Genomic DNA, 21581 nt, shown 5'->3' with positions numbered 1-21581 from the left:
ATCAATCTAAAAATAAGGTGCAAATTTACAAAAACATTTATTATTTCCTACCTTTGCAAACCATATTTCCTAAGCGATTACAGACGAAAAACAATCATGCAAGGTACCAAAAATTTAACTCACGGCTCTATCCGCAAACAATTATTCAATTTAGCCATGCCTATTATGGCTACTTCATTTATACAAATGGCATACAGTTTAACTGATATGGCATGGGTAGGTCGTTTAGGTAGCGAAGCAGTAGCCGCAGTAGGTGCGGTAGGTATTTTAACGTGGATGTCATCTTCCATATCTTTATTAAATAAAGTAGGTTCGGAGGTTAGCGTAGCACAAGCCATTGGTGCCAGAAACACAGAGGATGCGCGCAATTTTGCTTCTCACAACATTACCATCTCATTGATTATTTCTCTTTGTTGGGGAGGACTTTTATTTATGTTGGCTGGTCCTATTATCGAAGTATACAAATTAGAAAGCCATATTGCTGCTGAAGCTGTTACCTATTTACGTATTGTATCCACCGCTTTCCCTTTTGTTTTTCTGTCTGCGGCTTTTACGGGTATCTATAATGCATCCGGAAGGAGTAAGGTGCCTTTCTATATCAGTGGCACAGGATTGGTTCTAAATATAGTATTAGACCCTTTGTTTATCTTCGGCTTAAATCTTGGCACAAAAGGAGCTGCTTATGCAACCTGGATAGCTCAAGCTGTTGTTTTTTGTTTATTCATCTATCATTTACGTTATCGCAATATATTACTCGATAAATTTCCTTTCTTTGTTCGCCTTAAGAACAAATATACTCTCAGAATTATTAAGATAGGGCTTCCTGTTGCTGTATTTAATACCATGTTTGCCTTTGTTAATATGTTCATTAGCCGTACTGCATCTGCAACCGGAGGACATATTGGACTTATGACTTTCACTACCGGCGGGCAAATAGAAGCTGTTACCTGGAATACTTCACAAGGTTTTGCCACTGCACTAAGTGCTTTTGTTGCTCAAAACTTTGCAGCAGGGAAAGTAGACAGGGTTATTAAATCATGGCATACCACTTTATGGATAACATCTATTTTCGGAGGATTATGCACCATCCTGTTTATCTGCTTTGGAAGTGAAATATTTTCAATATTCGTACCCGAAAAAGAAGCATACACTGCTGGTGGAATCTTTTTAAGAATCGATGGATATTCGCAGTTATTTATGATGCTTGAAATCACAACTCAAGGAATTTTCTATGGTCTCGGGCGTACTCTTCCTCCGGCTATTATTGGTATAACATGCAATTATTTGCGTATTCCTCTTTCTTTACTCCTCATTCATCTCGGAATGGGAATTGAAGGTATTTGGTGGGCTGTTTGCCTTACAAGTATTGCCAAAGGAATTATACTTACCATCTGGTTTGTTTCCATAAAAAGGAATGCTTTGAAAATTGGCAATTAGTTTTTTTAACTAAAATAAATTAATTGTTCGTGAGCAAACCTTTAATATTGTTGTTTGTTATAATATTATAGTTTTTAAGAAAACAGATTAATCAAATTGAAATTAGTATGAAAAAATTTAAGTTTACAGCACTGTTATTAAGTGCAGTTATTGTATTAGGAAGTTGTAATGCCAGCAAAACTGTGCAAGGTGGTGCTATTGGTGCAGGCGGCGGTGCTGCATTGGGTGCTATTATCGGTGGTATTGCCGGAGATGGTAAAGGTGCGCTTATTGGTGCTGCTATTGGTACAGCTGTTGGTGGTGGTGCCGGTGCTATTATTGGTAACAAAATGGATAAGAAAGCTAAAGCTGCTGAAGCTATTAAAGGTGCTGAAGTAGAAAAAGTAACAGATAATAATGGTTTAACTGCAGTTAAAGTAACTTTCAACTCAGGTATATTATTTGGATTTAACTCTTCTACATTGAATGAAACTTCTAAATCTGCATTGCGCGAGTTTTCTAATATTCTGAAAGAAGATGGAACTACTGATATTGCAGTTATTGGACACACAGATAAAGTGGGTACATACGATGCAAATATTACTGTATCTTCAAGACGTGCCAAAGCAGTAAGCGATTACTTACAAACATGTGGAGTAGCTCCTGCTCAAATTAAATCGGTACAAGGTGTTGGTTATGATCAATATGACAACTCTGTATCTGCAGAACAAAATCGTAGAGTAGAAATCTTTATGTATGCAAGTGAGCAAATGATTAAGAATGCTCAAGCAGGTAACTAAAGAATAGTAGTTATAGTTCTTAACTATATATAAGTTTAAAAAGACCCGGGTGTTTTAACCAGAAACACCTGGGTCTTTTGCATTAAAACACCCGGGTGTTTTGATTGGTAATAAACTGGCAATCTGAAATGCATATACCATTAAAGATAGAAATAAGTTGTATCTTTGCTTTTAAAATAAGGAATGCAGTTTCATGGGAGAACTACTTATATACAAAGCATCTGCCGGGTCTGGTAAAACATTTACATTGGCAGTTGAGTACATTAAATTATTAATTCTGAATCCGCGAGCTTATCGCCGTATATTGGCTGTTACCTTTACCAATAAAGCTACGGCTGAGATGAAAGAGAGAATCTTAAGCCAACTGTATGGCATCTTAACATTCGATAAAGCCTCGGAACCCTATCTAAAACGAATCATTGAAGAAACATCCCTGTCAGAGGAGGACATAAGAAAAGCTGCCGGACAGGCTCTTCGAAATATGATTCATGATTACAGTCACTTTCGCGTAGAAACCATTGATTCGTTCTTTCAATCTGTAATGCGCAATCTGGCCAGAGAACTGGAGTTAAGCCCCAATCTAAATGTGGAGCTCAATAATGATGAAGTATTAAGTGATGCAGTCGACTCTATGATTGAGAAATTGGAGCCTACCTCTCCCCTCCTTGCCTGGCTTTTGGACTATATTAACGAGAAAATAGCAAACGATAAACGTTGGAATGTATCTGACGAAATAAAGAAATTCGGCAAGAACATTTTCGATGAAGGTTATCAGGAAAGAGGTGCAAACCTACGCGAACGCCTTAAAAATCCGGAAACGATAAAAAGCTACCGCCAAAAGCTAAATGAGCTAACTGCAGCCGCTTTAAAAGATATGGAGGATTTTGCCGATCGTTTTGAAGAAGAACTATCCGGAAGAGCCTTGACACCCGAAGATTTAAAGAGTGGTTCAAGAGGCATCGGAAGCTATTTTCGCAAATTAAGAAATGGCGAAATCAACAATAAAATAAGAACAGCCACCGTAGAGAAGTGCTTGACAGATGAAAAACAATGGGCTGCCAAAACATCGCCTTCTTACAAAGAAATCATATCTCTTGCATCTTCTACACTAATGCCTTTACTGCAACAGGCAGAGAAAATGCGAGAAAGAAACAATTACATTGTAAATAGCTGCAAACTGTCTTTGCAACATCTCAACAAGCTGCAATTATTGGCTAATATTGATGAAGAAGTCCGTACTTTGAACAGAGAAAATAATCGCTTCCTGCTATCAGATACCAACGCGCTTTTACATCAGTTGATACAAGATGATGACCCCTCCTTTGTTTTCGAAAAAATAGGTACGAGCATACGCAATGTTATGATTGATGAGTTTCAGGATACCAGTCGAATGCAATGGGGCAACTTCCGACTCTTATTACTGGAAGGACTCGCTCAAGGAGCCGACAGCTTAATTGTGGGAGATGTAAAACAGTCTATTTACCGATGGAGAAATGGGGATTGGAATATCCTGAACGGTCTGAATGATCGGATTGGTCATTTCTCTATTCAGTCGAAAACACTGACCACCAATCGAAGAAGCGAAACTAACATCATTCAGTTCAACAACCTCTTTTTCCGGGAAGCTGTGGAGTATCTGAATATGGTTCACAAAAGTCAATTGGAAGAAGAGTGTCGTCCGTTGAAGAAAGCTTATCAAGATGTAGCACAGGAATCTCCTCGCGAAGAAGCAAAAGGATATGTAAAAGTTTCTTTTTTAGAAGGAGATGATACAAGCGACTATTCAGAACAAACATTGATTGAACTGGGTAATGAAGTGAATCGTCTGTTAGAGAATGGGGTGCATCTGAATGATATAACCATACTGGTTCGTAAGAATAAGAATATCCCTCTGATTGCCGATTACTTCGATAAAGAGATGCAATGTAAAGTAGTATCGGACGAGGCATTTCGGATGGATGCTTCATTAGCCATCAATATAATGATTGATGCACTACGATATCTTTCGGATACAGAAAATAATATTGCCCGGGCACAGTTAATCATTACCTACCAAAACGAGGTTTTAGGTAATCAGTATGAGCTGAATGAGCTTCTGCTAAACGAGGCCTCTCATTTCTTGCCTAAACAATTTATTGAAAGCATTCATTCACTCCGCCTGATGCCCTTGTACGAGCTATTGGAAGAACTCTTTGTTATATTCCGAATGGAATTGATTAAAGAGCAGGATGCTTACCTGTTTGCTTTCTTTGATGCTGTTATGAATTATCTGGAAGATCATTCTTCTGATCTCGACAGTTTCATTGAGTTCTGGGAGAAAAAACTAAGATCAAAAACCATTCCGGGTGGAGAAATAGAAGGAGTACGTATCTTTTCCATTCATAAATCCAAAGGGTTGGAGTTTCACACGGTTTTGGTTCCTTTCTGTGATTGGAAACTGGAAAACGAAACCTTTAATCAACTTGTATGGTGTGCTCCACAAGAAGCACCATACAATGAAATAGATATAGTTCCGATTACTTATTCATCTACAATGGCGGAGTCTGTATATCGGGAAGATTATTTAAACGAACGCCTGCAACTATGGGTAGATAACCTAAATCTACTCTATGTAGCTTTTACCCGCGCAGGAAAGAACCTGATTATCTGGAGCAAAAAGGCACAACGAAACACAGTATCCGAATTATTATTTAACTCACTCGGTTCGGTTGCTGCCGAACAAAAAATAATTTGGAATGAAGAAGAAGACCCCTACGAATGGGGAGAACTTTGTCCTTCTGTCGAGGAAGAATCTAAGCAAGTAACCAATAAGCTGCTGCAAAAGCCGGCTAAACTTCCGGTTAAAATGGAAGCCATGCGGCATGATATCCAATTCCGACAATCCAACCGATCGGCAGATTTTATACAAGGCATCGATGAATCCGAATCTACCAACAGGTTTATTGATCGTGGAAAGCTGCTTCATACCTTATTTTCTGATATACGAATCCTGTCCGACATAGAACCGGCTATTGATAAGCTTATATTTGAAGGAATTATAGGAGATCAGGAAACCGAACAAGAAATTAGAGAGATTACCCGAAAAGCATTTTTAGATCCTCAAGTACAGAATTGGTATTCAGATTCATGGAGACTTTTCAGCGAATGCACTATTCTCTATACAGAAGAAGGAGAATTGCAAATTCGTCGCCCGGACAGGGTGATGATGAAAGAGGATCAAACCGTGGTAGTTGATTTTAAGTTCGGAAAATCTCAAAAGAAATACAATAAACAAGTAAAAGCATATATAAACCTTCTGGAGCAAATGGGATATGATAATGTAGAAGGTTATTTATGGTATGTAGAAGAAAATCTGATAGAGAAAATAAAACAATAATGGAAACCTTTTTGCAATTAGTAGCCAAAAATTTATATTCAAAAGTAGGGAATGATCTTTCTCGTGTAGCCGTTGTATTTCCTAATAAGCGTGCCGGATTATTCTTCAATGAATACCTGGCCAATGAGTCGGATATTCCGATCTGGTCTCCTGCCTATCTAAACATTAGCGAATTATTGCAAAGTCTCTCCAAATTACATCTCGGAGATTCCATTCGTTTGATTTGCGAACTTCATAAAGCCTTCCTTAAAGAAACAGAAAGAGAGGAACCTCTGGATGAATTCTATTTTTGGGGAGAATTATTATTAGCCGATTTCGATGATATAGATAAGAATCTGGTTCAAGCGGATAGATTATTCACCAATCTAAAAGACCTGAAACAGATTATGGAAGGTTATGATTTCCTGAACGAAGAGCAGGAAGAAGCTATCCAGCAGTTCTTTCAGAACTTCTCCATTGAGAAACATACTGAATTGAAAGAGCGGTTTATTTCTCTTTGGGATAAGCTGGGAGCCATCTACAATACCTATAAGAAACGTTTGGAGGAATTAGGAATAGCTTATGAAGGAATGCTTTACAGAGATGGGATTAATAATCTTTCTCTCTCTTCTTTACCTTATGATAAATATGTATTTGTAGGCTTCAATGTGCTAAATAAAGTCGAAACCAAGTTATTTCAAGAACTAAAAGACGCAGAAAGAGCACTTTTCTACTGGGATTATGATGTATTCTACACCGAAATGAAGGAAACCAAGCACGAAGCAGGTATATACATCAATCGTAATTTAAAAGAGTTTCCTTCTGAATTATCGGAAGAATCATTCGACAATTTACGAAAACCAAAGAAAGTACAATTTATATCCGCTTCTACCGAAAATGCCCAGACAAGATATCTTCCGGAATGGATACGAACCAATTTATCAGGCAAAGAAAAAGAAAATGCCGTTGTACTCTGTAATGAATCTTTGCTGCTTCCAACACTACACAGTATCCCTGACAGTGTAAAGAATGTCAATGTTACCATGGGATTTCCTCTTGCACAGACTCCGGCATATACTTTTGTGGATGCTATTCTGGAGCTGCAAACAAATGGATACGACCCCAAAACCGGAAGATACACTTATGAAGCCGTACAAAAGGTACTGAAACATCCATATACACAAAGATTATCTCCTCATGCAGATGCATTGGAAAGAGAAATCACTGTTACAAATCGTTTTTATCCTTTGCCCTCGGAACTTAAACGAGATCCATTCTTAACCATGATTTTCAGTCCATGTGCTACACTGGGAGATTTATGCTATTATACTACTGTATTGTTGAAAGAAACAGCAGTAATCTATCGGGAGGAATCCGAATATAAAGATGTGTTTAGCCAATTATATCGTGAATCGCTGTTTAAGTGCTATACTATTTGCAACCGCATGCTGAATTTAGTAAGTTCGGGAGAATTGGTTGTAAGAACAGATACCTTTAAACGCCTCATTCACAGACTCCTTTCAGCAACTAATATACCTTTCCACGGAGAACCTGCCATTGGAATGCAAGTAATGGGAGTACTGGAAACACGTAATCTTGATTTTAAAAACATCATCGTCATGTCTTTAAATGAAGGATTGCTTCCTAAAACAGGAGGAAGTTCTTCGTTTATCCCCTATTCACTTCGCAAAGCGTTTGGAATGACAACGGTTGAGCATCAGGATGCACTTTATGCCTACTATTTTTATCGCCTGATACAACGGGCCGAGAATATTACTTTATTATATAATACCTCATCTGATGGTTTAAATAAAGGAGAAGAATCCAGATTCCTCAAACAATTCCTGATTGAATGGCCCCATGAAATCACTCGGAAGTTCTTAGAGGCAGGACAATCCCCTCAAAGTACTCATAACATAGAGGTACTTAAGTCCGAGGAAATTATAGAATTGCTTCATACACTATATGATGCAAAGAAAACAACAAGAATTCTGTCGCCCTCAGCCCTAAACGCTTATTTAAATTGTACATTACGATTTTATTATAAATATGTGGCAAGGCTGAAAGAACCTAATGAAGTTAACACAGAAATAGACTCAAGCACATTCGGAATTATTTTCCATGATGCCGTAGAACGTATCTATAAAAAGCTGACTGAGAAAAATAAGCAAATCATCAAAGAAGATCTTGAGAAAATAGCAAAAAGTGAGGTAACTATACAAGAATTCGTAGACCTCTCTTTCAAAAAACACTTTTTCAAGATACCCCCGGAAGAAAAATCCGAATACAATGGTACTCAACTAATTAACTCTAAGGTTATTGCCACTTATATAAAGCAATTGCTTCGTATTGATGCCCAATATGCACCTTTTCAGATGGTTGCGATGGAAAAGAATGTGCAAGAAACCCTCTACATAAAAACAACAAAAGGAATTACCGAAGTTAATATTGGAGGAACCATCGACCGTTTAGACAGCAAAGAAGCTACACTACGCATCGTAGATTACAAAACCGGAGGAAATCCTAAAACTCCCGCTAACATAGAGCAATTGTTTACTCCTTCGGAAGATCGTCCCAGTTATATCTTCCAAACCTTTCTGTATGCAGCTATAATGACCCAAAAGCAGTCTTTAAAAGTGGCCCCTTCCCTACTCTATATACATCGGGCGGCATCAGAAGATTATTCTCCGATTATAGAAATGGGAGAAGCCAGAAAAGAGAAATATCCGGTAGATAACTTTGCCTTTTATGAAGATGAATTCAGAGAACGATTACAAAATCTGCTGGAAGAAATATTCAATCCTGAAATTCCTTTTGTACAGACCGATAATAAAAAGTTCTGTGAATATTGTGATTATAAATCGATCTGCAAAAGATAATCTTTGAGCAATTAAGAATTAAAAATTAAGATCACTGAGATGGCTTCTTAATTTCTAATTCTTAATTGTTTTCTCTATTTTTTTAGAGGAATAGTAAAATAGAAAGTGGATCCTTCACCTTTAACCGAAGTAAATCCTAATTCACCACCATTTTTCTGCACAAAGTCCTTGCATAAAAGTAATCCTAAGCCCGAACCTTCTTCATTATTTGTGCCAAATGTACTGAAGTGAGTATCTGTATGTAATAGTTTCTTTTGATTTTCTTCATCAATACCACAACCATAATCCTGAACGCTTACCATAGCCATTCCATCTTTTTCTTCTACAGTAACCTGCACTTCCGTTCCTTTATTGCTAAACTTAATGGCATTGCTTAATAGATTACGAACAACAGTTTTAATCATATCAATATCAGCATGTACAGCCATTTTTTCAGGAGCAGTTAGTTCCACTTTTATGGATTTCAATCCGGCAACCATTGAGAAAATTTCAATAACACCTTCTACCACTTCCACCATGTCCATATCCTGATAAACAACTTTTAATTTGCCTATCTGGCTCTTTGTCCATTTCAGAAGATTATCCAACAATGCAAAAACATCTTCTGTGGTCTGATTAGCCATTGTCAGTAGTTCATACATCTCTTCTCCTATTGTAGTAGTAGGTAGGTTCAGAATCAACATATTAAGCACCATCTTAATAGATCCCATTGGCGAACGTAAGTCATGAGCAATTACGGAATAAAGTTTATCTCGTCCCATAATGGTCTTCCTTAATTCCTCGGTTTGTGCCAAAATAATTCTTTTAGCTGCAATTAATGAAATCTGGTGAGTAACACGAATAATCAATTCTTCCTTATTAAAAGGCTTGGATATAAAATCATTAGCTCCAACTTGGAATCCTTTAACAACATCTGCCGTACTATTCAACGCCGTTAAAAATATGATAGGTATATCGTATGCTATTGGATCTTTTTTCAGATGTTGAGCCACTTCAAAACCGTCCATATCAGGCATCATAACATCTAATAGAATTAAATCCGGTTTTTCTGCTGCTACTTGTTCAAGGGCTTGTTTTCCATTGCTTGCCGTTGCTATTTGAAATTTTTCATTTGTTAAAAGTACCTTTAACAACAAAACGTTTGACATCACATCGTCAACGATAAGGATCTTATAGTCCGAAGGATTAATTTCCATGCTTCTATGCTTTTTTTACAATTATCTTATATAACAAATTCTTTAAAGTAATTGATCATTTTGTGTAATCCCTCGTTTAGCTGCACAGTCGGTTTCCAATTTAGCATTTCTTTAGCTAAAGAGATATCCGGTTGTCTCTGTTTTGGATCATCATGGGGTAATGGCTTAAATACTATACTCGATTTAGAACCTGTTATTTCTATTACCTTTTTTGCTAATTCCAAAATAGTAAACTCATTAGGATTACCAATATTTACTGGACCTATAAAATTATCGTCTGTTCCCATCACACGAATCATACCTTCTATAAGGTCATCCACATATTGAAAACTACGAGTTTGGCTTCCATTTCCATAAATCGTTATATCTTCTCCTTGCAAAGCCTGAAGAATAAAATTAGAAACCACCCGACCATCATTGGGCAACATACGAGGTCCATACGTGTTAAAGATACGTATTATTTTAATACGAACTCCATTTTGCCTGTGATAATCCATAAATAAAGTTTCGGCACATCTTTTTCCTTCATCATAGCAAGACCTATACCCAATAGGGTTAACGTTTCCCCAATACAACTCAGGTTGCGGATGAATGGTAGGATCTCCATATATTTCGCTGGTAGAAGCCTGTAAGATTTTTGCACCTACACGATTGGCCAACCCCAACATATTAATAGCTCCCATTACAGAAGTTTTAACCGTTTGTATCGGGTCTATCTGATATTGAATTGGTGATGCCGGACAGGCTAAATTGTAGATTTCATCAACTTCTGCAAAATAAGGAAAAACTACATCATGGCGAACCAACTCAAAATTATAATTACTAATCAGATGGGCTACATTTTTTTTTGACCCGGTATAGAAATTATCTACACAAATCACATCATGTCCTTCATTTACGAGTCGGGTACACAAATGTGATCCAATAAAGCCGGCACCGCCGGTTACTAATATTCGCTTCATCAATAAATTGTTAAATAGGAATAAAAAGGTTTTTTGCTATAGAATACAGAGACAAAAATATAAGTTTTGACCAGAATACGCAAGAAAATGGCAAAACATATTTTAAGAAAAAAACAAGAACCAGTTTTTAGTTGAAGATTACATATTAAATACACGCCCGTTCGCCCATTTTCTTAAAGTATGAATTCATCTATATTAGATGTTTGAATGTTGATTTTGCACCTTTAAAACAGTATAGTTGTGCCATGCCTGTGGCACAAGTGTGCCATGCTTGTGGCACTGTTGTGCCTTGCGCGTGGCACAACTGTGCCAAGCCTATGGCAATGAGTGGCACAAGACATAATAAAATAAATACTACTTAGAAACCGTTTTGAATTTATTATTGTGTATTTTTGCATCTATAGGAAATTACAAACTAAAGAGAAAATGAAAAATACACCCATTAATCGTCAGCTCATTGATAATACAATCAATGAGTTTCATATTACAGATTTCTCCAAAGCAACAATTCGTGAAGTAAAGGCCATAGCTGCCAAAGCCGAAGCTCAATCCGGTATAGAATTCATAAAAATGGAAATGGGCGTTCCGGGTCTGCCTCCTTCTGCTGTAGGAGTAAAAGCCGAAATAGAAGCATTACAACAAGGAGTTGCAGGTCTTTATCCGGATATCAACGGACTACCGGAATTAAAAGAAGCTGCTTCTCAATTTATCAAAGCCTTTATGAATGTTGACCTTCGTCCGGAAGGATGTGTACCCGTTACCGGTTCCATGCAAGGCACATTTGCCTCTTTCCTAACTTGCAGTCAGTGTGATGAGAAAAAAGATACAATCCTTTTTATTGATCCTGGATTTCCCGTACAAAAACAACAGTTGGTAGTAATGGGGCAAAAGTACGAGACTTTCGATGTATATAATTACCGGGGAGATAAGCTCAAAGAAAAACTGGAGAGTTATTTGAAAAAAGGAAATATATCGGCTGTGATCTATTCAAATCCCAATAATCCAAGTTGGATATGTTTCAATGAAGAAGAACTTCAAATTATTGGCAACCTTGCCACTACATACGATGTGATTGTATTGGAGGACTTGGCTTATTTTGCCATGGACTTCCGCAACGATTTAAGCAACCCTTACCAAGCACCCTACCAACCTACCATAGCCAATTACACAGATAATTATGTATTGCTCATTTCGGGCTCCAAGGCTTTCAGCTATGCCGGACAACGTATTGGCGTAAGTTGTATTTCCAACAAACTATATCACCGTTCTTACCCAGGCTTAACTAAACGCTATGGCGGGGGAACATTTGGTACAGTATTTATTCATCGGGTTCTTTATGCTTTATCATCCGGTACAAGTCATTCTGTTCAGTATGCTATGGCAGCTATGCTAAAAGCCGCCAATCAGGGAGAATATAATTTCTTAGACGAAGTAAAGATTTATGGTGACCGTGCCCGCAAATTAAAAGACATATTCCTGCGCAATGGTTTCTATCTGGTATACGATAAAGACCTTGATAAGCCTGTAGCTGATGGCTTCTATTTCACCATTGGTTATCCGGGAATGACGAGTGGAGAACTTGCCAAAGAATTAATGTATTATGGAGTAAGTGCCATTTCGTTAGTTACTACGGGTAGCGACCAGGAAGGTTTACGCGCTTGCACTTCTTTCATTGGAGATCATCAGTATGATCAGTTGGAAGAAAGAATGGCTTTATTTGCTCAAAACAATCCGGTTTCTTAGTTCGATTAAGAGATTATTTAGAACACAAAAAAACGAAAGTGAGAAAAGATTTTATTTTTCTCACTCTAAACGTTGCGTCATTCAAAAATCATTTTGTAACTTTGAAGACTTTATTATTATTAAAACTAAGGTTTACTATTTACAATTTGATACATTATGAATCGGACAGAAAAAGATTTGATCGGCAGTTTAAATATTCCGGCCGACGCTTATTATGGAATTCACACACAGAGAGCGATTAATAATTTCAACATTTCGGGAGTAAAGCTTTCTCATTTCCCCGAGTTTATTAAAGCTCTTGCTTATGTTAAATGGGCTGCGGCCGAATCTAACTGCCAATTACAGGCATTAGATAAGAAGGTAGAGGAATCTATCATAAAAGCTTGTAAAAAGATTGTTAGTGGAGAATATCTCGATCAGTTTCCAAGCGATATGCTTCAGGGGGGAGCAGGTACTTCAACCAACATGAATATAAATGAAGTAATTGCCAACATTGCCTTGGAAGACATGGGTTATCAAAAAGGTGAATATAAATATTGTTCTCCGTACGACCATGTAAATCTTTCTCAATCAACTAACGATGCTTATCCAACAGGATTGAAACTAGGTATTCTATTTTATAATGAAAAACTAACCAAGGCTTTATTAAATTTAGTAGAATCACTAAAGAACAAAGGTAAAGAGTTTGCTCATGTAATAACAATGGGTCGCACACATTTGCAAGATGCTATACCTTTAACTTTAGGGCAAGAATTTAATGCGTATGCAGCTACTCTTCAAAAAGAAATTGAATATTTAAAATACAATGCAGATCAGTGCCTTGAAATAAACATGGGCGCAACTGCGGTAGGAACCGGCTTAAACGCAATTCCCGGCTACGCCGAACTTTGTGCTAAAACTTTAGCAAAGATAACCGGTTATGATTTTTATCCCGCAGAAAACTTTGTAGAAGCAACTTCCGGCACAGGAGCTTTTGTTGCTTATTCTTCTGCACTAAAGAGGTTGACAACCAAACTGTCGAAAATGGCAAACGACCTCAGAATACTTACCTCCGGACCTCGTTGCGGAATATATGAAATTAATCTTCCTCCACGACAAGCAGGTTCATCTATTATGCCGGGAAAAGTAAATCCGGTTATTGCCGAGGTGGTATCTCAAACTTGTTTCAAAGTAATGGGAAATGATCTCACTGTAATGATGGCATCCGAAGCCGGACAATTGCAACTCAATGTAATGGAGCCTGTTATAACATATAGTATATTGGAGTCGCAAAACCTTTTGACTAATGTTATTGATTGTTTCCGTACCAATTGCATCGATGGAATTACCGCCAACGAAGAACACTGCAAATCTCTGGTAATGAATAGTATCGGTATTGTAACAGCCTTAAATCCATACATCGGTTATAACAATAGTACATCCATAGCCAAAGAGGCATTGGAAACAGGAGAAAGTGTTTATAATTTAGTTCTGAAAAAGAATGTACTCTCTAAAGAGGAACTTGATAAGATACTAAATCCAGAAAACATGGTTGGAACAAAATAATCCGGTCAGATAACACATTACCCCCAATATTTCTACATAAAAGCTGCATTTTCTAAATTTGCAGCTTTTATTTATCCTATTATTCTTAATCTTCAATCATCTTTTTTATCAGATAAGTAGAGAAAATCAATCATAAATTTGGAAGGTGTAAATTATTTGTTTATATTCGGTGTATGAACGATACGGATATATTTAAAATAAAATCAAACAACGCACTTCCTTCCAGAGGAAAGATTCTGATTTCAGAACCCTTCCTTAGAGATGCTACATTCGGAAGATCTGTAGTATTACTTGTCGATCATACAAATGAGGGAAGTATGGGGCTTATTATGAATAAACAACTTCCTCTGCTTTTAAACGAAGTTATTAAGGAATTCAAATACCTGGATGACATTCCTATTTATAAAGGAGGGCCAATAGGAACAGACACCTTATTCTTCTTACATACTTTACCCGATGTACCCGGGGCACTCTCTATTTCAAATGGTTTATATATGAATGGTGATTTCTCATTCATTAAAGAGTATATGTTAAAAGGTAAACCGGTAGATGGAGTTATAAAATTCTTCCTTGGATACTCTGGTTGGGAGCTGGAACAACTGGATCATGAAATAAAAGAAGATACCTGGATCGTCAGCAAAGAAGAAATAACCGAACTCATGTCTGATAAAATAGAAAGCATGTGGAAAAGATCTTTAAGGCATTTGGGTAGTAAATATCAAACATGGTCGCGCTTTCCACAAATTCCAACACTTAATTAGATTCCGCCTGCTTAAGTACGTATTTTTTGTAAAAGAAATACATCTTTATATACATTGCCGGATTGTATCCATTCTTTCAATACGCCACATTGTTGAAATCCATTATTCAAAAAGAGGTTTAAGCTTGATGTATTATCCACCGGAACATGTGCATACAGTTGCTTCATACGTAAAAATTCAAAAGCATATTCACATAATAACTCTAAGGCATTCCGCGCATATCCTTTATGTCTGAATTCTTCCAGTATAGCGATTCCCAAGGCTCCTCGTGCATGGAGGGGAACAAAGTCCGTTATGTCGATGGTACCAACTACCCGATTATCTGCACAACGAACAATCATTAACCGAAGCTGTTTATCTGCAAAAATATCACTCTGCGATTGTTCAATATACTCCTTTAATGCATAACGAGAATAAGGAACCGTAAAGCTACTAACTTCCCAAAGATCCGGATTATTTTCTATTTTGTACATCAAATGCAAATCTTCCGGCTCCATGGCACGAAGTTTCACGTACTCATTGCTTAAATAACTTTTCATGGTTGATCTGCAATAATATGAAGTTCTTCTCTTAGGCGTTTCTCACTTGGCATACAAAAGAAAGAAGCCGTAAGAGCTATCAATGCACATAAACTACCTATATTACCCAAAGTAAGATAGTATATAACAATATTCAAAATAACAACAAATTCTAATAATCCCAACCGAATACCACTCCAAAGAGAATATCTCTTTAAGGCAACCGGAAAGGTCAGCGTATCTATTTGTTTTTTTAATACCAAACTGAAAAGTTTCAATGACAAAGGTACAAAGGCTATAGTCACCAATATTCCAACAGTATCCCATATATATTGCATTCCTGCATCATCGGCATAGAGCCCCACAGGCATCCAATTGCTTTCACCGGCTATAATTAATAAAATCGGGAGTATCCAAAATAATACATATTGTATTTTAAGTCCGTTTATCGTTTGTTTTATTTGTTTTTCCATAAGTATGTTTGAGTAATTAATTTAAAGAGTACCATTAAAAGGCATCCGGTTCACAATACTGCGTCCTAAGGTTACTTCATCCGTATATTCCAATTCGTCCCCTATGGATATACCACGAGCAATCACAGAAAGCTTTACGTCCATTTTATCCAATTTACGGAATATATAAAAATTCGTTGTATCTCCTTCCATTGTAGAGCTTAAAGCTAAGATTACCTCCTTCACTTCGCCGGAGGTCACTCTTCCTACCAGACTTTCGATTTGCAAATCACTGGGTCCTACCCCATCCATCGGAGAAATTACACCTCCCAACACATGATATAAACCCCGGAATTGTTGGGTAGCTTCAACCGCCATTACATCCCGAATGTTTTCTACTACACAAACCACAGAGGAGTCTCGTTGAGTATTCGCACAAATCTGACATACTTCCGTATCAGAAATATTGTGGCATACCTTACAATATTTCACCTCTTGTTTTAGAGTAGTTATGGCATGGCTGAAGGCTTCTACAGTAGTTTTTTCCTGTCTGAGCAAATGAAGCACCAGCCTCATTGCTGTTTTCCGTCCGATACCGGGCAATTTGGCAAATTCATTCACCGCTTTTTCCAGTAGTATAGATGGATATTGTTGATTTATCATAGATGATCTCCTCTTTTCTGTCGACAAATGTAGATAAAAATATCGATATTTAGTATTAACTTTGCGCCATGATGATACTCATTACCATTATTTGCTATTTCTCTGCTTTATTGGTCATAGCACGCATCACTGGGAAGAAAGGAGGTTCCAATGCCGCTTTTTTTCGGGGAGAGAATCAATCTCCTTGGTATATAGTTGCATTCGGAATGATTGGAGCCACCATTTCAGGGGTTACTTTCGTATCGGTTCCAGGCATGGTTCGCAGTATGGATATGACTTATATGCAGACTGTTATCGGTTTCTTTTTTGGCTATATGGTAGTAGCTCATGTATTGCTGCCTCTTTATTACAAGCTCAACCTCACCAGCATATATACTTATTTAGGTACACGAATCGGGCGACGTTCTTATATTACAGGTTCTTTTTTCTTTTTACTTTCACGCATGACAGGTACGGCAGCTAAAATCTATTTGGTATGCCTTATCCTTTACCACTATGTGTTTCAGGAAATGGGAGTTCCTTTTTGGGCTATTGCAGTGGGGGCTGTCGCACTTGTTTGGATATATACTCAAAAAAACGGAATCAAAACGATTGTCTGGACAGATACTTTGCAAACCTTTTGTTTGATAGCTGCATTGATATGCATCATCATCGCTGTTACAGGGCATCTTCAAATGGGTTTCGGAGAGATGGTTCAAGCTATAAGCGTTCATGAGCACTCGCGTATTTTTGTTTTTGACGACTGGATGTCTAAACAAAACTTCTTTAAGCAATTCACAAGTGGTATATTCATTGTTATTGTAATGACCGGGCTTGATCAGGATATGATGCAGAAAAATCTGACTTGTCGTAACCTGAAAGATGCACAAAAGAATATGTATTGTTATGGTTTCTCCTTTATTCCTTTGAATCTTCTTTTTCTCTCGCTGGGAATACTTTTACTTATTCTGGCTAATCAAATGCAGATTGAGCTTCCGGCTTCCAATGATGATATTCTCCCGATGTTTGCCACACAAGGACATTTAGGTCAAGCTGTTCTTATTTTGTTTACAATCGGAGTTGTTGCAGCAGCTTTCAGTAACTCAGATTCTGCTTTAACCTCTATGACTACAAGCTTCTGTATTGATATATTGGAAACTGATAAAGATAAAGAAGAAGTAGCTCGCAGCAAAAGAAAGAAAGTGCATCTGGGCATGTCTATTATATTGATTTGCTTTATTTGTTTCTTCCGTATAGTGAACAATCAAAGTGTGATAGATGCCATCTATGTCATTGCTTCTTATACGTATGGACCGCTATTAGGTATGTTTGCCTTCGGTTTGTTTACAAAACGGCAAACCAAAGATAGCTATGTTCCGTTTATTGCCGTAGCTTCTCCGCTACTTTGTTATGCTATTGATAAAATAGTATCCTCATATACAGGTTATCAGTTTGGTTATGAATTACTCATGCTAAACGGATTACTTACATTTACCGGAATGTGGATGTTTTCACAATCCAAAAACAATTAATTATGGAAATTACCAGTGCTGAATTTATTATTAGTAATACCGACGTAAAAAAATGCCCTACCGGCGACTTACCGGAATACGCTTTTATCGGACGCTCCAATGTGGGAAAATCAAGTTTAATCAATATGCTGACCTCGCGAAAAGGATTAGCCATGACTTCTGCTACTCCGGGAAAGACAATGCTTATCAATCACTTTCTGATTAATAATAATTGGTATATTGTAGACTTACCGGGATACGGATATGCACGCCGCGGGCAAAAGGGTAAAAGCCAGATACAAAAAATTATCGAAGATTATATCCTGGAGCGTAAACAAATGACCAATTTATTCCTTTTAATAGATAGCAGATTGGAACCTCAGAAAATTGATTTGGAATTTATGGAATGGTTAGGAGAAAACGGAGTTCCATTTTCTATTGTATTTACCAAATCTGATAAACTGAAAGGAGGCAAACTGGGTAACAATATAAATTCCTATCTAAATGAATTACGAAAACAATGGGAAGAACTTCCTCCTTATTTTATTTCTTCATCAGAAACCAGATTAGGAAGAAATGAAATACTCAATTATATTGAGAGCATTAATCAAGCAATAAATGAATAACTTAAAACCGAAAAAAGAGATGAACAGAACAAAACTGATTTTAGTAATTGCAGCTTGCCTGTTATGTACAAGCACATGGGCACAATCATGGAAAGATCTTCTTAACAAAGAAACTGTATCCGGTATCGTTAATGCAGTAACCGGAGGATCAAGCACTATTGATTTAACCGGAACGTGGAGCTACACAGGTTCGGCCGTTGAATTCGAATCCGATGATATATTAAAGAAAGCAGGTGGTAGTTTGGCTTCAAGTACCGTAGAAAATAAATTGAATGGATATTTAAGTAAAGCAGGTGTTAAACAAGGTATCACGAATTTTACTTTTAATGCAGATAGTACTTTCACCAGTACTATTGGTAGTCGTACTTTCAATGGCACTTATGGATACGATCAGGAAAACAAAACAGTCAACTTGAAATATGCCGGTCTTGTAGGACTCAATGCCAAGGTTGCTCAACAATCAAATAGTATGTCATTGATGTTTGATGCAGATAAACTGTTGCAACTACTGGTATATTTCGGAAATAAATCTACGAACACCACTCTAAAAGCCATTACTACTCTTGCAAAAGGATATGATGGCATGATGCTGGGTCTTGAGTTCTCTCCAAAGTAGTATTAGTTTTTATTTATACAAGCTATATTAGGGCGTTTTTAAAACAATTTGGCTAATATACCAGATTTAATTTAAAAAAAAGCTTTACCTTTGCATTGTATATATTCTAAAATAGAGAAAGAAAATGAAAAAGATTGTAGCATTGATAGCCGTACTGGCACTAAGCATAAACTTTGCATTTGCACAAGCCACGGCCGAAATTAAGTTTGATAAAACGACCCAAGATGTGGGTGAATTCTCTGAAAATGACCCTGTTGTATCTGTAACATATACTTTCACCAATATTGGAAAAGCTCCGTTGGTTATTCATCAGGCTATTGCATCTTGCGGATGTACCGTACCCGATTATCCTAAAGAGCCCATCTTACCCGGAAAAAGCGGTACTATCAAAGTAACTTACAACGGCACTGGTAAGTATCCCGGTTATTTTAAGAAATCAATAACAATCCGCACAAATGCCAAAACAGAAATGATGCGATTGTTTATAGAAGGAACCATGTTGGCGAAAGAAGATAAGAAAAGCAAAAAGTAAATAATCAACGTAACATACCCAAGGAGAATCTTTCGATTCTCCTTCTTTTTTGCTTTCTTTGACACCTGATTCAATAGATACAAATGAGATTATGCAAATGAAAAAGGTATTATTAATGACTTTATTGGGTATAGCCACAAGCATTATGGCGCAGAAACCGATTACTCTTCCTCTTTGGGCTGAAGGAGCTCCTAATACAAACGGACAGCAAGGTAATGAACAGAATATGGGTGAAGGTCGTGTGGCCAACATCACAGATCCTTCTATAACAGTGTATAAGGCAGAAAATCCCAATGGAACAGCTATTATTATGTGCCCGGGAGGCGGATATGCCCGCTTAGCCATGAATCACGAAGGACACGATATGGCTTCCTGGTTTAATAGCTTGGGCATTACTTATGTAGTACTCAAATACAGAATGCCCAATGGAAACCACCAAATTCCATTATCAGATGCAGAACAAGCTATCCGTATAGTAAGAAAGCATGCATCAGAATGGAATATTGATCTCAATAAAGTAGGTATCATGGGTGCTTCGGCCGGTGGACATCTGGCTTCTACCCTTGCTACTCATTACAGTAGTAAAGAAACTCGTCCGGATTTTCAAATTTTACTCTATCCGGTCATAACCATGGATAAGAGTTATACACATGGAGGTTCCAGACTAAACTTGTTAGGTAAGGAACCTTCTAAAGAATTAGAGACTCTATATTCCAACGAACTACAAGTTAATTCAGATACTCCTCAGGCATTTATTACTCTTTCTTCCGATGATCGCGCAGTTCCCGCAGCTAATGGAGTAAATTATTACTTGGCATTGGTAAATCATAAGGTACCCGTAGCCCTACATGCTTATCCTACCGGAGGACATGGTTGGGGATTCCGTGATAATTTCATATATAAACGTCAATGGACAGAGGAATTAGAAAAATGGATTAGAGCCGTCATTCAACCATAAGAAATAACAGAATAATTACAAACTAAAAAGAATATGAGAAAAATTACATTATTATTGATAGCTTGTGCTTTGTCTACAATAACATTCGCACAAGAGAGCTACAACCTAATGCTTAGTAATGCATTAAAATATGTAGGCACACCTTATGTAGCCAACACTTTAGAGGTGACTGATGAAGAAGAATTAATCATCAATGGCGACGAATTAGACTGTACTACTTTTGTAGAGTTTGCCTTAGCTATGTCACTTTGTCCAGAACAAGGAGATGATATGCAGGAAAGCGATTTTGCTAAAAACCTGCAAAACATACGTTATCGCAACGGAAAGATCGAGGGATATACTTCGCGCTTGCATTATGCAAGCGATTGGGCAAAAGACAATGTGCGTATGGGAATCATTGAAGATATTACAGCAACATACAGCCCAACAAAGAAAAAGGTAACTGTTTCATATATGTCTACTCATCCGGAACAGTATAAGCACCTAAGAAATTCTCCGGGCAATGTGAACAAAATTGTTGCTATTGAAAGAGAATTATCCAGTCAGAGTTTCTTCTATCTTCCAAAAGATCAGCTTCCGGTGGAAGGATTGAAATGGATTAAGAACGGCGACATCATTATGTTGACTACAGACATCCCGGGATTAGACGTTAGCCATATAGGAATTGCCATTTACATCAAAGGAAACCTACATTTATTACACGCTTCCTCGAAAGAAGGTAAAGTAGTAGTAGACAAACTTTCACTAAACCGCCAACTGGCAAGAAGTAAAAACCAAACAGGAATCCGGGTATTCAGACTAAAAAAATAACGCTTAAGTAAATGCTTATAATTGGTTTTTTATTGATATAAATTGCCCGATGGGCAATTTTTAGTTTGGTCAGACCTAACGAGGTAAAAGGTCGGATCTAATTATTGAAAAGGTCAGACCTAATGTAGTGTTAGGTCTGACCTTTTAAGTATGGAATACGTTGACTTATACTGAAAGTGGTTGTCATTTTTTGCTGCTTGTTACTAAACCGGTTGTCACAATATCTTTTTTTCTTCTAAACTGGTTGTCATTCATAACT

Annotated in this window: 18 protein-coding genes; 13 read left to right on the top strand and 5 right to left on the bottom strand. The window is 37.3% G+C overall.

Features of this window, described 5'->3' with window-relative positions; genetic code table 11:
* The first annotated feature begins 96 nt into the window (after nucleotides 1-96).
* The 4 genes from D0T60_RS03610 to D0T60_RS03595 all read left to right on the top strand — a co-directional run bounded on the left by D0T60_RS03610 (nucleotide 97) and on the right by D0T60_RS03595 (nucleotide 8450).
* The gene (locus D0T60_RS03610) at nucleotides 97-1437 is read left to right on the top strand and encodes an MATE family efflux transporter (protein WP_163216791.1); all 1341 of its coding nucleotides are present in this window, start codon (nucleotides 97-99) and stop codon (nucleotides 1435-1437) included.
* A 107-nt stretch (nucleotides 1438-1544) separates the two neighbouring features.
* Nucleotides 1545-2216 (top strand): OmpA family protein, encoded by a 672-nt coding sequence (locus D0T60_RS03605; protein WP_163216790.1) that lies wholly within the window; start codon nucleotides 1545-1547, stop codon nucleotides 2214-2216.
* A gap of 193 nt (nucleotides 2217-2409) precedes the next feature.
* Nucleotides 2410-5592 (top strand): exodeoxyribonuclease V subunit beta, encoded by a 3183-nt coding sequence (locus D0T60_RS03600; protein WP_163216789.1) that lies wholly within the window; start codon nucleotides 2410-2412, stop codon nucleotides 5590-5592.
* Nucleotides 5592-8450, top strand: coding sequence for a PD-(D/E)XK nuclease family protein (locus D0T60_RS03595; RefSeq protein ID WP_163216788.1), 2859 nt, complete (start codon nucleotides 5592-5594; stop codon nucleotides 8448-8450). The genes D0T60_RS03600 and D0T60_RS03595 overlap by 1 nt, the downstream gene beginning before the upstream one ends.
* Before the next feature lie 74 nt (nucleotides 8451-8524).
* Here the strand turns inward: D0T60_RS03595 and D0T60_RS03590 are convergent, their stop codons facing one another.
* The gene (locus tag D0T60_RS03590; RefSeq protein ID WP_163216787.1) at nucleotides 8525-9646 is read right to left on the bottom strand and encodes a response regulator; all 1122 of its coding nucleotides are present in this window, start codon (nucleotides 9644-9646) and stop codon (nucleotides 8525-8527) included.
* A 26-nt stretch (nucleotides 9647-9672) separates the two neighbouring features.
* Nucleotides 9673-10608 carry a UDP-glucuronic acid decarboxylase family protein gene (locus tag D0T60_RS03585; protein ID WP_163216786.1) on the bottom strand — a complete coding sequence of 312 codons (936 nt, stop codon included), beginning with the start codon at nucleotides 10606-10608 and terminating at the stop codon, nucleotides 9673-9675.
* A 426-nt stretch (nucleotides 10609-11034) separates the two neighbouring features.
* On the opposite strand from D0T60_RS03585, the gene D0T60_RS03580 reads away from it, so the two are divergent.
* The 3 genes from D0T60_RS03580 to D0T60_RS03570 all read left to right on the top strand — a co-directional run bounded on the left by D0T60_RS03580 (nucleotide 11035) and on the right by D0T60_RS03570 (nucleotide 14657).
* The gene (locus D0T60_RS03580; protein WP_163216785.1) at nucleotides 11035-12351 is read left to right on the top strand and encodes a pyridoxal phosphate-dependent aminotransferase; all 1317 of its coding nucleotides are present in this window, start codon (nucleotides 11035-11037) and stop codon (nucleotides 12349-12351) included.
* 156 nt (nucleotides 12352-12507) lie between these two features.
* Entirely contained in the window at nucleotides 12508-13896 is a 1389-nt protein-coding gene (aspA, locus tag D0T60_RS03575) for an aspartate ammonia-lyase (RefSeq protein WP_163216784.1), read from the top strand.
* A gap of 173 nt (nucleotides 13897-14069) precedes the next feature.
* Nucleotides 14070-14657 carry a YqgE/AlgH family protein gene (locus D0T60_RS03570; RefSeq protein ID WP_163216783.1) on the top strand — a complete coding sequence of 196 codons (588 nt, stop codon included), beginning with the start codon at nucleotides 14070-14072 and terminating at the stop codon, nucleotides 14655-14657.
* 11 nt (nucleotides 14658-14668) lie between these two features.
* On the opposite strand, the gene D0T60_RS03565 is transcribed toward D0T60_RS03570, so the two are convergent.
* The 3 genes from D0T60_RS03565 to recR are packed head-to-tail and all read right to left on the bottom strand — an operon-like array spanning nucleotide 14669 to nucleotide 16287.
* A complete protein-coding gene (locus D0T60_RS03565) occupies nucleotides 14669-15196 on the bottom strand; it encodes a GNAT family N-acetyltransferase (RefSeq protein ID WP_163216782.1) in 528 nt (175 codons plus the stop codon).
* On the bottom strand, nucleotides 15193-15648 hold the full coding sequence (locus D0T60_RS03560; RefSeq protein ID WP_163216781.1) for a hypothetical protein: 456 nt from the start codon (nucleotides 15646-15648) through the stop codon (nucleotides 15193-15195). Before D0T60_RS03560 ends, D0T60_RS03565 begins: the two co-directional genes overlap by 4 nt.
* A 21-nt stretch (nucleotides 15649-15669) precedes the next feature.
* Nucleotides 15670-16287, bottom strand: a complete 618-nt coding sequence (recR, locus tag D0T60_RS03555) for a recombination mediator RecR (RefSeq protein WP_163216993.1) — start codon at nucleotides 16285-16287, stop codon at nucleotides 15670-15672.
* A 71-nt stretch (nucleotides 16288-16358) separates the two neighbouring features.
* Between recR and D0T60_RS03550 the strand changes: the two genes are divergently transcribed.
* The 6 genes from D0T60_RS03550 (at nucleotide 16359) to D0T60_RS03525 (ending at nucleotide 21322) form a co-directional block, all read left to right on the top strand.
* Nucleotides 16359-17801: a sodium:solute symporter gene (locus D0T60_RS03550; RefSeq protein WP_163216780.1), complete on the top strand. Its 1443-nt coding sequence runs from the start codon at nucleotides 16359-16361 to the stop codon at nucleotides 17799-17801.
* A gap of 2 nt (nucleotides 17802-17803) precedes the next feature.
* Nucleotides 17804-18406: a ribosome biogenesis GTP-binding protein YihA/YsxC gene (gene yihA, locus D0T60_RS03545; RefSeq protein WP_163216779.1), complete on the top strand. Its 603-nt coding sequence runs from the start codon at nucleotides 17804-17806 to the stop codon at nucleotides 18404-18406.
* Between the two features lie 19 nt (nucleotides 18407-18425).
* Nucleotides 18426-19022, top strand: coding sequence for a DUF4923 family protein (locus tag D0T60_RS03540; RefSeq protein WP_163216778.1), 597 nt, complete (start codon nucleotides 18426-18428; stop codon nucleotides 19020-19022).
* Nucleotides 19023-19146: 124 nt separating this feature from the next.
* Nucleotides 19147-19554: a DUF1573 domain-containing protein gene (locus D0T60_RS03535; RefSeq protein ID WP_163216777.1), complete on the top strand. Its 408-nt coding sequence runs from the start codon at nucleotides 19147-19149 to the stop codon at nucleotides 19552-19554.
* A 97-nt stretch (nucleotides 19555-19651) separates the two neighbouring features.
* Entirely contained in the window at nucleotides 19652-20512 is an 861-nt protein-coding gene (locus D0T60_RS03530; RefSeq protein WP_163216776.1) for an alpha/beta hydrolase, read from the top strand.
* A gap of 33 nt (nucleotides 20513-20545) precedes the next feature.
* Nucleotides 20546-21322, top strand: coding sequence for an N-acetylmuramoyl-L-alanine amidase-like domain-containing protein (locus D0T60_RS03525; RefSeq protein WP_163216775.1), 777 nt, complete (start codon nucleotides 20546-20548; stop codon nucleotides 21320-21322).
* Nucleotides 21323-21581 lie beyond the last annotated feature (259 nt).

The organism is Bacteroides sp. 224 (genome assembly GCF_010500995.1).
GTDB lineage: Bacteria > Bacteroidota > Bacteroidia > Bacteroidales > Bacteroidaceae > Bacteroides.
This window is presented reverse-complemented; position numbering and strand designations above follow the sequence as displayed.